This is a genomic window from Pseudomonas sp. MOIL14HWK12:I1, from assembly GCF_000510705.1.
GTDB classification, from domain to species: domain Bacteria; phylum Pseudomonadota; class Gammaproteobacteria; order Pseudomonadales; family Pseudomonadaceae; genus Chryseomonas; species Chryseomonas oryzihabitans.
Window position 1 is genome coordinate 196,711 of record NZ_AZNY01000006.1, and the last position, 12,243, is coordinate 208,953.

The window sequence follows — 12,243 nt, forward strand, 5'->3', positions numbered from 1 at the left end:
GGGGTCGGCGCCTCACAGGCAGAGGGACCAGATCTCGGACAGAGAAAACGATGCCCTAGAAACGCAAAAACCCTCCTTGCGGAGGGTTTCTGGTAAAAATGGTGGGTCGTGTAGGATTCGAACCTACGACCAATTGGTTAAAAGCCAACTGCTCTACCGACTGAGCTAACGACCCAAATATGGTCGGGGTAGGGGGATTCGAACTCCCGACATCCTGCTCCCAAAGCAGGCGCGCTACCGGGCTGCGCTATACCCCGAGAATGGAAGTGGCTCCGCGACCTGGACTCGAACCAGGGACCCAATGATTAACAGTCATTTGCTCTACCGACTGAGCTATCGCGGAATTTCGATCTTCCAACCCCTCTTACGTCAGTGCCTTTCGGGCTTTGCCGTAAGTGAGGTGCGCCATTTTACGGAAGTGGAAACAGACGTCAACACCTAGCCTGCTGTTTTTTCACAAATTTATGCGAAAGGCCGGGCGACCCCTGGGATCGCCCGGTCATTTCCTAGGCGAAGACGATCTCGTCGCCCTCTACCCTGCCCTCGATGCGGCTGTTCGGCGCGAAGGCGCCCGAGAGGATGCGCTGGGCCAGCGGATTTTCAATCCAGCGCTGGATTGCCCGCTTGAGCGGACGGGCACCGTAGACCGGGTCGTAACCCACCGCCACCAGCTTGTCCAAGGCCTCGGGCGACAGCTCCAGTTGCAGGTCACGCTCGGCCAGGCGCTGCCGCAGGTGCTGCAGCTGGATCTCGGCGATGCCGGCGATCTGTTCGCGGCCCAGGGGCTCGAACACCACCACCTCGTCGATCCGGTTGATGAACTCGGGGCGGAAGTGACTGGCCACCGCATCCATCACCGCTGCGCGCTGGGCATCGGGATCGCCGACCAGCTCCTGGATCTGCGCCGAGCCCAGGTTCGAGGTCATGACGATCACCGCATTGCGGAAATCCACGGTTCGGCCCTGGCTGTCGGTCAGACGCCCGTCGTCGAGCACCTGCAGAAGGATGTTGAAGACATCCGGATGAGCCTTTTCCACCTCGTCCAGCAGGACCACCGAGTAAGGCTTGCGCCGCACGGCCTCGGTCAGATAGCCGCCCTCTTCATAGCCGACATAGCCGGGCGGTGCTCCGATCAGGCGAGCCACGGAGTGCTTCTCCATGAATTCGGACATGTCGATGCGCACCATGGCGTCTTCGGTGTCGAAGAGAAACTCCGCCAGCGACTTGCACAGTTCGGTCTTGCCCACCCCGGTCGGGCCGAGGAAGAGGAAGGAACCACTGGGGCGATTCGGATCGGACAGCCCCGCCCGCGACCGGCGCACGGCATTGGCCACGGCGGTAACCGCCTCGTCCTGGCCGATCACCCGGTTGTGCAGGGCCTCTTCCATGCGCAAGAGCTTGTCACGCTCGCCTTCGAGCATCTTGCTGACCGGAATGCCGGTCCACTTGGAGACCACCTCGGCGATCTCGTCTTCGGTGACCTTGTTGCGCAAGAGCTGGTTGGCCGGCTTCTCGTGCTGATCGACCATCTGCAGGCTGCGCTCCAGATCGGGGATGGTGCCGTACTGCAGCTCAGCCATGCGATTGAGGTCACCCTTGCGGCGAGCAGCCTCAAGCTCGGTGCGCGCCTGCTCGATGCGCTGCTGCAACTGGGCGGAATCCTGGACCTCGGCTTTTTCCGCCTTCCAGACCTCTTCCAGATCGGCGTATTCCTGCTCGAGGCGGGCGATGTCCTCGTCGAGTTTTTCCAGTCGCTTGCGCGCGGCCTCGTCCTCTTCCTTCTTCAGCGCCTGACGTTCCACCTTAAGCTGGATCAGCCGGCGATCCAGACGATCCAGGGCCTCCGGCTTGGAGTCGATCTCCATGCGGATGCGGCTGGCGGCCTCGTCGATCAGGTCGATGGCCTTGTCCGGCAGCTGACGATCGGTGATGTAGCGATGAGACAGCTTGGCCGCGGCGATGATGGCGCCATCGGTGATGGCCACCTTGTGGTGCACCTCATAGCGCTCCTTGAGGCCACGCAGGATGGCGATGGTGTCTTCCTCGTTCGGCTCGTCCACCAGCACCTTCTGGAAGCGCCGCTCCAGGGCCGCGTCCTTCTCGATGTACTGGCGGTACTCGTCGAGGGTGGTGGCACCCACGCAGTGCAGCTCGCCACGGGCCAGGGCCGGCTTGAGCATGTTGCCGGCATCCATGGCGCCCTCGGCCTTGCCGGCGCCGACCATGGTGTGCAGCTCGTCGATGAAGAGGATGATGCGCCCTTCCTGCTTGGCCAGTTCGTTGAGCACGCCCTTGAGGCGCTCTTCGAATTCGCCGCGGAATTTGGCGCCGGCGATCAGCGCGCCCATGTCCAGGGCCAGCAGGCGCTTGTCCTTGAGGCCATCGGGCACTTCGCCATTGATGATGCGCTGGGCCAAGCCCTCGGCGATGGCGGTCTTGCCGACGCCGGGCTCACCGATCAGGACCGGGTTGTTCTTGGTGCGGCGCTGCAGGACCTGGATGGTGCGGCGGATCTCGTCGTCCCGCCCGATCACCGGGTCGAGCTTGCCGTCTTCGGCGCGCTTGGTGAGATCGACGGTGAACTTGTCCAGCGCCTTGCGGCTGTCTTCGGCATTGGGGTCATTAACCGCCTCGCCCCCGCGCAGGTTGTTGATGGCGTTCTCCAGCGCCTTGCGCGAGACGCCCTGCCCCAGCAGCAACTTGCCGAGGCGGGTGTTCTCGTCCATGGCGGCGAGCAGCACCAGCTCGCTGGAGATGAACTGATCGCCCTTTTGCTGGGCCAGGCGATCGGCCTGATTGAGCAGGCGCGCCAGATCCTGGGACAGATTCACGTCGCCGGTGGGATTCTGGATCTTGGGTAGCTTGTCCAGCTCTTCGGCCAGAGTCTTGCGCAGGCTGGCGAGGTCGAAGCCGACCTGGCGCAGCAACGGGGAAATGGAACCACCCTGCTGGTCGAGCAGCGCGGAGAACAGGTGCAGCGGCTCGATGGCCGGGTGGTCATGGCCGACGGCCAGGGACTGGGCATCCGCCAGGGCGAGCTGCAATTTGCTGGTGAAACGGTCTATACGCATGGGCAAGGTCCTATCTGAGACGCGGGATGGCGCAGCAGAGGGCGCTTTCGATTACCCGCGGGAATGACCTTTAGATAGGGGCGATGCCTAACGATTCAAGCCACAGAGGCTTGACATTCGAAAAAATACTTAGGCTTTGATCCAGATCAGGCTGGCAAAGCGACCGGTCCGCGCGCCACGCCGATAGGAAAAGAAGCGCTCCTTGTCGGCGAAGGTGTCGAAGCCACCACCATGGACTGCTGTGATGCCCCGAGCCGCAAGGCGCAGCCGGGCCAGGGCATAGAGATCGCCCAGGTATTTGTCCCCGCCCCTGGCCACGAAACACCGCTCGGCCTCGGCGTGCTGGGCGACAAAGGCCTCACGCACCTCGGCGCCCACTTCGAAACTGGCCGGCCCTATGGCGGGACCCAGCCAGACCAGCACCTCGGCGGGAGCGACCTCCAGACTGGCCGCAGCCGCTTCCAGCACGCCACCCGCCAGACCGCGCCAGCCGGCATGGGCCGCCGCGACGCGGGAGCCGTCCCGCCGGCAGAACAGGGCCGGCAGGCAATCGGCGGTCATCATGGTCACGGCGATGCCGGGCGTGGCCGTCCAGGCAGCATCGGCCTGGAGCACCCGGGTCGGATCGGCTTCGACGACGGCAGTGCCATGGACCTGTTCGAGCCAGGCCGGCCGGCACCCCAGGGCCTGGCCCAGGCGTCGACGATTTTCCGTGACCGCAGCCGGATCGTCACCGACATGGTTACCCAGGTTGAAGCTGTCGAAAGGCGCCTGGCTGACGCCCCCGGCACGGGTGGTCACACAGGCCTGGACGCCGACCGGCGCCGGCCAGTCCGGCCGCAGCCAGTCGGCACCGATCATTCGAAGGATTCCCGATCCTGGCGCAGCAGATCCAGCAGCCAGACCAGGTCTTCCGGCAGCGGCGACTCCCAGCGCAGGCGTTCGCCGGTCACCGGATGATCCAGTTCGAGGAAGCGCGCATGCAGTGCCTGGCGCGGGAATTCGCGCAGGGTCTTGACCAGGGTCGGATTGGTCGCCGGCGGAATCTTGAAGCGACCGCCATAGACCGGATCGCCCACCAGCGGAAAGCCGACATGGGTCATGTGCACGCGGATCTGGTGGGTGCGCCCGGTCTCGAGCTTGACCCGGGTATGGGTATAGGCACGGAAGCGCTCCAGCACCCGGTAGTGACTGACCGCGGGCTTGCCCCCGGCGATCACCGCCATCTGCTGGCGGCGCTGGGAGTGACGGCCGATGGGCGCATTGACGGTGCCGCCGGCGACGATCACCCCGGCGACGATGGCTTCATAGACGCGACTCACCGAGCGCGCCTGCAACTGGGCGACCAGGTGGGTATGGGCCTCCAGGGTCTTGGCCACCACCATGAGTCCGGTGGTGTCCTTGTCCAGGCGATGAACGATGCCGGCACGCGGCACGCTGTCCAGCGAAGGCACGTGGTGCAACAGGGCATTGAGTAGGGTGCCGTCGGCATGACCGGCGGCCGGATGCACCACCAGCCCGGCGGGCTTGTCGAGCACCAGCAGGTGATCGTCTTCGTAGACGATGTCCAGTTCGATGTCCTGGGCCACCCACTCGCCCTGGGCCTCGCGCTCGGCGCGCAGCGCCAGCTGGGCGCCGCCATGGACGGTGTCACGCGGACGCAGCACGGCGCCGTCGACGGTCAGGCTGCCGTCCTTGATCCAGGCGGCGAGACGCGAGCGGGAGTGTTCGGCAAACAGCTGGGCAGCGACCTGATCGAGGCGCTGGCCACCGAGCTCGTAGGGGACTTCGGCATTAAGAACGATGGATTCGGACATGGATCTGCGCGGGCAATGGCAGGGCTTTTGGAATCGGCCCGACCCTGTGGTTAAATACGGCGACTTTTTTGCCCCGGCATTCCGGGTCGATCATCATAACAGGACGGTTCCGGCCCCGTCACAGGCTAGGTGAGCGCTCTCCGCGCTCATCCCTGCACCGCCGACCGTTTCGGGGAATCCAAGCCGCCATGCAATTGAAGCACCTGCTGCTGGTCACCAGCCTAGTCCTCACCGCCGCCTGCTCCTCGAAAGCGCCCGAGGTTCCGGAAAATCTGCCGGAAGGCGAGCTCTACACCCAGGCTCAGCGCGATATTTCCAACAGCAGCTACACGGACGCCATCAGCAAGCTGAAGGCCCTGGAGTCGCGGTATCCCTTCGGTCGCTATGCCGAGCAGGCCCAGCTCGAGCTGATCTACGCCAACTACAAGAATGGCGAGCCCGAGGCGGCGCGCACGGCGGCGGATCGCTTCATCCGTCTGCATCCGCAACACCCCAATGTCGACTACGCCTACTACATGAAGGGCGTGTCCTCCTTCGAACAGGACCGCGGCCTGTTGGCGCGCTTCCTGCCGCTTGACATGACCAAGCGTGACCCGGGCGCGGCGCGCGATTCCTTCAACGACTTCGCCCAGTTCACCAGCCGCTTCCCCAACAGCCGCTACGCCCCGGACGCCAAGGCGCGCATGGTCTACCTGCGCAACCTGCTGGCGGCCTACGACGTGCACGTCGGCCACTACTACCTGACCCGCAAGGCCTATGTGGCCGCCGCCAACCGCGGTCGCTACGTGGTCGAGAACTTCCAGGGCACCCCGTCGGTGGGCGATGGCCTGGCGATCATGACCGAAGCCTACAAGCACCTGGGTCTCAACGACCTGGCGGCCACCAGCCTGGAAACCCTCAAGCTCAACTACCCGGACAACGTCAGCCTCAAGGATGGCGAATTCCAGCTGCGCGAGCCGGACGACAAGGATCAGCAGCGCTCCTGGCTGACCCGTGCGACCCTGGGCCTGATCGATCGCCCGAGCGATCCGCTGCCGCCCGGCGAGACCCGCGCCAGCCAGGATATCCAGCGCAAGTACCAGGAAGAGCGCGACAACCTGGCGCCCGAGCTACGCATCGTCGACCCGGCCGAAGCCGAGAAGGCCGGCGGCGCGACGCCGGCGCCGGCCAAGCGCTCCTGGTTCAGCCGCCTGACCTTTGGTCTGTTCGACTGATCCGGCAGCAGACATGAAAAGGGGAAGCCAGTGGCTTCCCCTTTTTTATTACCCGCAATGGCAGCGCTACCCTCTGGCGCCGGATCGCAGGGGTCCGGCGCCAGACGAGCTAGTCGCCGATGCGCCAGCCCGAGGTGATCGGATAGCGCCGGTCACGCCCGAAACCGCGCTGGGTGACCCGGGCGCCCACTGCCGCCTGGCGCCGCTTGTATTCGTTGAGATCCACAAGGCGCAGCACCTTGCGTACCGTTTCCTCATCGAAGCCGGCGGCGACGATGTCCACGGCCGAGAGATCCTGCTCGACATACAGTCGCAGGATCTCGTCGAGCACCGGATAGGGCGGCAGCGAGTCCTCGTCCTTCTGGTCCGGCGACAGCTCGGCCGATGGCGGGCGATCGATCACGCGCTGGGGAATCACCTCGCCCGCGCGATTGCGGTATTCGCAGAGGCGGAAGACCAGGGTCTTGGGCACATCCTTGAGCACGTCGAAGCCACCGGCCATGTCGCCATAGAGGGTGGCGTAACCGACGGCCATCTCGCTCTTGTTGCCGGTGGTGAGCACCAGGTAGCCCTTCTTGTTGGAGATGGCCATCAGCAGGGTCCCGCGGCAGCGCGCCTGCAGATTCTCCTCGGTGGTATCCCGCCCGAGTCCGGCGAATTCGCCGGCCAGGGTCGCCTGGAAGGCCTCGACCATGGGTGCGATGGGCAAGACGCTGTAGCGCACTCCCAGCGTCCGCGCCTCGGCTTCGGCGTCGTCCAGGCTGATCTGGGCGGTGTAGTGATAGGGCATCATCACCGCCTCCACCTGCTCCGCGCCCAGCGCATCCACGGCGACCGCCAGCACGAGGGCCGAATCGATGCCACCGGACAGGCCCAGCACCACGCCCTTGAAGCCGTTCTTGCGCACATAGTCGCGCACCCCGAGCACCAGGGCGTCATAGACGCTGGCCTCCAGCGAGGCGACGGGGGCGAGTTCGGCCGGCTGCGGTTGCAGGGCCTCATCGATGATCACCGGATAGAGGCCTTCGACGAAGGCCGGCGCGCGCTGACTGACCTGCCCCCGGGCATCGACCACGAAGGAATGACCGTCGAACACCAGCTCGTCCTGGCCACCCACCTGGTTGACGTAGACCACCGGCATGCCGCCCTCGTGGGCACGCTCGCCCACCACGGCCTCGCGCTCCGGCTGCTTGCCGCCGTGGAAGGGCGAGGCATTGAGGTTGAGCATCAGTCGTGCCCCGGCCGCTCGCGCCCTGGCCATGGGCTCGGCGAACCAGATGTCCTCGCAGATGGTGACGCCGATGGGCACGCCCTGGTAGTCGAACACGGCCGCGCTGTCGCCCGGCTCGAAATAGCGCTTCTCGTCGAACACCCGGTAGTTGGGCAATTGCTGCTTGCGATAGAAGGCCAGCTCGGCGCCATCGCGATAGACCGCGCAGGCGTTGTAGCGTCGCCCCTCCTCCAGCCAAGGAAAGCCCACCAGCACATGGATGCCGGCGATCTCCTGGCGGATCTGCTGCAGCCCCTGCTCGATCCGGCGCTGCATGCTCGAGCGCAGCAGCAGGTCCTCCGGGGGATAGCCGCACAGCGACAGCTCCGGAAAGACGATGAGATCGCCCTGCAGCTCATCCCGGGCCTGCCGGGCGGCAGTGATGATGCGTTCCACATTGCCGTGGATGTCGCCGACCTTGAGGTTCACCTGCGCCATCACGACGTTCAGCAACTGACTCATGCACTCTTCCTTGCCCGATTGATCGGCGCATTTTCCCGCAAGCAGCGAAGCGGGACAATCGATGCCATGCAGGGCTCACCGCCTGCAGCGGCCCTGCTAAACTCCACCCTCCTTCACGCTGCGAGATCGCCATGGGTCTGCTTCGCCTGTTGTTGTGGCTCGTCCTCCTGGGCGCGCTGTTCTGGATGATCAGACGCTGGTGGCGCGGCAAGACGCAGACGCCGTCCGGCAAGGCCCGTCCGCTACCGCCCAACCCCATGGTGCGCTGCGCCCATTGCGGCGTGCACGTGCCCCAGGAGAGAGCCCTGGCCGATGGCGAAGGCCAGCGCTGGTACTGCAGCGCCGAACATCGCCGGTTGCAGCATGAGCACCGCGACTGATCCAGGCACCCTGAGAGCCGACGCGGTCCTGCGGCTCTATCACCTCTATCGCATCGTCATCGGCCTGGCGCTGGTGGTGCTGATTTCCAGCGACCTGGACCAGCACTGGCTGCGCACCGTCGACGGCCAGCTGTTCCGCCAGGCCAGCTGGGCCTATCTCGCCATCAACGCCGTGCTGGCGGTCGGCCAGCGGCTGCTGCGCGGCCGCGCCTTCACCCTAGCGCTGATCGACATCCTCGCCCTGGGCGGCCTGTTCTTCCTGGCCGGCGGCATCGCCAGCGGCATGGGCAGTCTGCTGGTGGTGACCGTCGGGGTGTCCAACGTCCTGATCCGTGGCCGCCGTGGCCTGCTGATCGCCGCCCTGGCGGCCATCGCCCTGCTGCTGGCGACGGGCTATCTCGACCTGCGCCGCGGCGACAGTGGCAGTGGCTATGTGCAGGCAGCGGGCCTGGGCACCCTCTGCTTCGCCACGGCGCTGCTGGTGCAGGGCCTGGTCCGGCGCCTGCTGGACAGCCAGGCCCTGGCCGAAACCCGCGCCACGGCCGTGGCCGAACTGGAGGCCCTCAACGCCCTGATCCTCGAACGCATGCGGACCGGCATCCTGGTGTTCGATGCCGAATACCAGGTGCTGCTGGTGAATCCGGCAGCCCGCCGTCTGCTCGGTGTGGACGACGAGGACACCATCGCCCCCCTGGCCCTGGGTCTCGCCCAACGCCTCGAGGAATGGGAGCGCAATCCGAGTATCCGCCCCGCTCCCTGGCGCGCCTATGCCAACGGCCCGCTGCTGCAACCCAGCTTCGCCCGCCTGCAACAGGGCGAAGGCGAGCGGGTGCTGACCTTTCTCGAAGACGTCTCGCGCATCGCCCAGCAGGCCCAGCAACTCAAGCTCGCTTCCCTCGGCCGTCTCACCGCCGGCATCGCCCACGAGATCCGTAATCCGCTGGGCGCCATCAGTCACGCTGCCCAGCTGCTGCAGGAATCCGAAGAGCTGACCACGCCGGACCGGCGCCTGGCGCAGATCATCCAGGACCAGTCGCGGCGAATGAACCGGGTGGTGGAAAACGTCCTGCAACTGTCTCGCCGCCAGCAAGCCGCCCCTCAGCTGATCGACCTGCGCTACTGGGCGCACCGCTTCGCCGGGGAGTTGCGCCCTACCCTGCCTGCCGGCCAGACGCTGCACGTCAAGACCGAGCCGGGCACCCTGCAGACGCACATGGATCCCCACCAGCTGGGCCAGATCCTGACCAACCTGGTGCAGAACGGCCTGCGCTACAGCTGCCAGAAGCACGGCATCGGCCAGGTCTGGCTCAGCACCTACCGCGATCCGGAAAGCGACCTGCCCATCCTCGAAGTGGTCGATGACGGACCGGGCGTCGCCGCCGAGCAACTCGACCACCTGTTCGAGCCCTTCTTCACCACCGAGAACAAGGGGACCGGGCTGGGCCTGTACATCTCCCGTGAGCTTTGCGAGAGCAACCAGGCCAGACTTGGCTATCATCCCTTGGCGAACGGCAGCTGTTTTCGCATCACCTTCGCCCATCCCCGCACAATGAGCTGAGCATGGCCCGACAGAAAGTCCTGATCGTCGACGATGAACCCGATATCCGCGAACTCCTGGAGATCACCCTGGGGCGGATGAAGCTCGACACCGCCAGCGCCAAGAACATCGCCGATGCCCGGGCCATCCTCGAACGGGAAAGCTTCGACCTCTGCCTGACCGACATGCGTCTGCCCGACGGCTCGGGACTGGACCTGATCCAGTTCATCCAGCAACGCTTTCCGCAATTGCCGGTGGCCATGATCACCGCCTTCGGCAGTCTGGAAACCGCGGTCCAGGCACTCAAGGCCGGTGCGTTCGACTACCTCACCAAGCCGGTGGACCTGCCGCGCCTGCGTGAACTGGTAGGCACGGCCCTGCGGCTGTCCGGGCCTGCCCCGGCAGCGGCCGGCGCCAGCGAAACCCAACTTCTCGGCGAATCGCCGCCCATGCGCGCCCTGCGCAACCAGATCGCCAAACTGGCGCGCAGCCAGGCGCCGGTCTACATCAGCGGCGAATCGGGCAGCGGCAAGGAGCGGGTGGCACGACTGATCCATGAGCAGGGTCCGCGGGCCGGTCGGCCCTTCGTGCCGGTCAACTGCGGCGCCATCCCCTCGGAGTTGGTGGAAAGCGAATTCTTCGGCCACCGCAAGGGCAGCTTCACCGGCGCCATCGAGGACAAGCAGGGCCTGTTCCAGGCCGCCCAGGGCGGCACCCTGTTTCTCGACGAGGTGGCCGATCTGCCGCTGCCGATGCAGGTCAAGCTGTTGCGCGCCATCCAGGAAAAGGCCGTGCGCCCGGTAGGCAGCCAGCAGGAGATCAGCCTGGACGTACGCATCCTCAGCGCCACCCACCGGGATCTGGCCGCCGAAGTCGCCGCTGGGACCTTCCGCCAGGACCTCTACTACCGCCTCAATGTCATCGAATTGCAGGTGCCGGCCCTGCGCGAGCGCCGCGAAGACATCGGCATCCTGGCCAACCATATGCTCGAACGCCTGGCACGCGACGCCGGCCTGGCCGCGGCCACGCTGGGCGAGGATGCCCTGGCCAAGCTCAAAAGCTACCGTTTCCCCGGCAACGTGCGGGAACTGGAAAACATGCTGGAGCGGGCCTACACCCTCTGCGAGGGCGACGTCATCCGCCCGGCCGATCTGCGCCTGGCCGATGCCCCGGCAGCCACCGCCACCGGCGAAGCCAGCCTGGCCAACATCGCCAATCTGGAAGACCACCTGGAGTCCATCGAACGCCAGCTGATCATGCAGGCGCTCGAAGAGACCCGCTGGAATCGCACCGCCGCCGCGGAACGCCTGGGTCTCTCCTTCCGCTCGATGCGCTACCGACTGAAGAAGCTCGGAATCGACTGATCAGTCCGCTGCCAACCGCGCGCCTGGCGCATAGGGCGCCGGATCGATGATCGGCGTGCGTTCGGTGAGCAGATCGGTCAGCAACTGGCAGGACGCCGGCGCCAGCACCAGGCCGTTGCGATAGTGCCCGCAGTTGAGCCACAGCCCGGGCAGCTCCGGTACCGGCCCGATGAAGGGCACGCCATCCGGCGAGCCCGGCCGCAGTCCCGCCCAGTGCGCCACCGGCGCCTGGCCGGCCAGCGCCGGCAGCAACTCGGCGGCCGAGGCCTGCAAGCTGGCCAGCGCCTCGGCGGTCGGCGTCTTGTCGAATTCGGCGTGCTCCAGGGTGCTGCCGATGAGGATATGTCCATCGCGGCGCGGAATGGCGTAGCGCCCCTTGGCCAGCACCATGCTGGTCAGATAACCCGCTGGCTGGCGATACAGCAGCATCTGCCCCTTCACCGGCCGCACCGGCACGGCCAGCCCCAGGCTCTGCAGCAAATCACCACTCCAGGCCCCGGCACAGACCACCACGGACTCGGCATGGATGGCCTCGCGCGCGGTCTGCACCCCCACCACCCGCTCGCCCTGGCGCAGGAAACCGGTCACCGGCGACTCGCTCACCAGCGTCACATTCGGCATGCCTAGCAGGGCTTCGCGCAGGGAGCGCACCAGCCGGGGATTGCGCACATTGGCCACCCCCGCCATGAAGACTGCCCGCTCATAGCCCGGCCCCAGCACCGGCACCCGCTGCCGCACCACCGCGACCGACACCGACGCCAGCGGCCGCACATTGCGCCGCGCCCAGTCCAGCGCCTCGGCTTCGTCCTCCAGATCAAGCCAGTACAGCCCGGTCACCTCGACCTCGGGGTCCACCCCCGTCTCCTGCCGCAACCGCTCCCCCAGCACCGGATAGAAATCCTGCGACCAGTGCGCCAGCGCCGTCACCGCAGGCTGATAGCGCCACGGATACAGCGGCGATACGATCCCGCCGCCGGCCCAGGACGCCTCCCGCCCCGGCTCGCCGCGCTCGACCACCACCACCCGCCGACCGCTCAAGGACAGACAATAGGCCGACATCAGCCCTATCGCACCCGCCCCGACCACCGCTACATCAAAGATCACGTCACACCTCTACATCCTGGAATT

9 protein-coding genes and 3 tRNA genes are annotated in these 12,243 nt (G+C 66.1%); 4 read left to right on the forward strand and 8 right to left on the reverse strand.

Annotation, left to right across the window (positions count from 1 at the left end; all coding sequences use genetic code 11):
* Nucleotides 1–99: 99 nt before the first annotated feature.
* The 6 genes from PSEK12I1_RS0104950 to rluD form a co-directional block, all read right to left on the reverse strand.
* Nucleotides 100–175, reverse strand: a tRNA-Lys gene (locus tag PSEK12I1_RS0104950).
* A gap of 5 nt (nt 176–180) precedes the next feature.
* Nucleotides 181–257, reverse strand: a tRNA-Pro gene (locus PSEK12I1_RS0104955).
* Nucleotides 258–267: 10 nt separating this feature from the next.
* Nucleotides 268–343, reverse strand: a tRNA-Asn gene (locus tag PSEK12I1_RS0104960).
* Between the two features lie 163 nt (nt 344–506).
* Nucleotides 507–3,071 (reverse strand): ATP-dependent chaperone ClpB, encoded by a 2,565-nt coding sequence (clpB, locus tag PSEK12I1_RS0104965; RefSeq protein ID WP_027600849.1) that lies wholly within the window; start codon nt 3,069–3,071, stop codon nt 507–509.
* Nucleotides 3,072–3,200: 129 nt separating this feature from the next.
* Nucleotides 3,201–3,932: a peptidoglycan editing factor PgeF gene (gene pgeF / locus PSEK12I1_RS0104970; protein ID WP_081737464.1), complete on the reverse strand. Its 732-nt coding sequence runs from the start codon at nt 3,930–3,932 to the stop codon at nt 3,201–3,203.
* Nucleotides 3,929–4,888 carry a 23S rRNA pseudouridine(1911/1915/1917) synthase RluD gene (rluD, locus tag PSEK12I1_RS0104975; RefSeq protein WP_027600851.1) on the reverse strand — a complete coding sequence of 320 codons (960 nt, stop codon included), beginning with the start codon at nt 4,886–4,888 and terminating at the stop codon, nt 3,929–3,931. The genes pgeF and rluD overlap by 4 nt, the downstream gene beginning before the upstream one ends.
* Before the next feature lie 188 nt (nt 4,889–5,076).
* On the opposite strand from rluD, the gene PSEK12I1_RS0104980 reads away from it, so the two are divergent.
* A complete protein-coding gene (locus PSEK12I1_RS0104980; RefSeq protein WP_007160812.1) occupies nt 5,077–6,102 on the forward strand; it encodes an outer membrane protein assembly factor BamD in 1,026 nt (341 codons plus the stop codon).
* 109 nt (nt 6,103–6,211) lie between these two features.
* On the opposite strand, the gene PSEK12I1_RS0104985 is transcribed toward PSEK12I1_RS0104980, so the two are convergent.
* Complete coding sequence (locus PSEK12I1_RS0104985; RefSeq protein WP_027600852.1) at nt 6,212–7,834, reverse strand: NAD+ synthase; 1,623 nt, start codon at nt 7,832–7,834, stop codon at nt 6,212–6,214.
* Nucleotides 7,835–7,965: 131 nt separating this feature from the next.
* Between PSEK12I1_RS0104985 and PSEK12I1_RS0104990 the strand changes: the two genes are divergently transcribed.
* Genes PSEK12I1_RS0104990 through PSEK12I1_RS0105000 form a run of 3 tightly spaced genes read left to right on the forward strand, consistent with a single transcriptional unit; the run spans nt 7,966 to nt 11,115 of the window.
* The gene (locus PSEK12I1_RS0104990) at nt 7,966–8,214 is read left to right on the forward strand and encodes a PP0621 family protein (RefSeq protein WP_027600187.1); all 249 of its coding nucleotides are present in this window, start codon (nt 7,966–7,968) and stop codon (nt 8,212–8,214) included.
* A complete protein-coding gene (locus PSEK12I1_RS0104995; protein WP_027600853.1) occupies nt 8,198–9,772 on the forward strand; it encodes a PAS domain-containing sensor histidine kinase in 1,575 nt (524 codons plus the stop codon). The genes PSEK12I1_RS0104990 and PSEK12I1_RS0104995 overlap by 17 nt, the downstream gene beginning before the upstream one ends.
* Before the next feature lie 2 nt (nt 9,773–9,774).
* Nucleotides 9,775–11,115 (forward strand): sigma-54 dependent transcriptional regulator, encoded by a 1,341-nt coding sequence (locus PSEK12I1_RS0105000; RefSeq protein ID WP_027600185.1) that lies wholly within the window; start codon nt 9,775–9,777, stop codon nt 11,113–11,115.
* On the opposite strand, the gene thiO is transcribed toward PSEK12I1_RS0105000, so the two are convergent.
* A complete protein-coding gene (thiO, locus tag PSEK12I1_RS0105005) occupies nt 11,116–12,219 on the reverse strand; it encodes a glycine oxidase ThiO (RefSeq protein WP_037006728.1) in 1,104 nt (367 codons plus the stop codon).
* Between the last annotated feature and the right edge of the window lie 24 nt (nt 12,220–12,243).

Bases quoted from the DNA above. Each gene is read 5' to 3' on its own strand.
- clpB (WP_027600849.1), bottom strand. From the start codon at position 3,071: ATGCGTATAGACCGTTTCACCAGCAAATTGCAGCTCGCCCTGGCGGAT.
- PSEK12I1_RS0104980 (WP_007160812.1), top strand. From the start codon at position 5,077: ATGCAATTGAAGCACCTGCTGCTGGTCACCAGCCTAGTCCTCACCGCC.
- PSEK12I1_RS0105000 (WP_027600185.1), top strand. From the start codon at position 9,775: ATGGCCCGACAGAAAGTCCTGATCGTCGACGATGAACCCGATATCCGC.
- rluD (WP_027600851.1), bottom strand. From the start codon at position 4,888: ATGTCCGAATCCATCGTTCTTAATGCCGAAGTCCCCTACGAGCTCGGT.
- PSEK12I1_RS0104990 (WP_027600187.1), top strand. From the start codon at position 7,966: ATGGGTCTGCTTCGCCTGTTGTTGTGGCTCGTCCTCCTGGGCGCGCTG.
- pgeF (WP_081737464.1), bottom strand. From the start codon at position 3,932: ATGATCGGTGCCGACTGGCTGCGGCCGGACTGGCCGGCGCCGGTCGGC.
- PSEK12I1_RS0104985 (WP_027600852.1), bottom strand. From the start codon at position 7,834: ATGAGTCAGTTGCTGAACGTCGTGATGGCGCAGGTGAACCTCAAGGTC.
- PSEK12I1_RS0104995 (WP_027600853.1), top strand. From the start codon at position 8,198: ATGAGCACCGCGACTGATCCAGGCACCCTGAGAGCCGACGCGGTCCTG.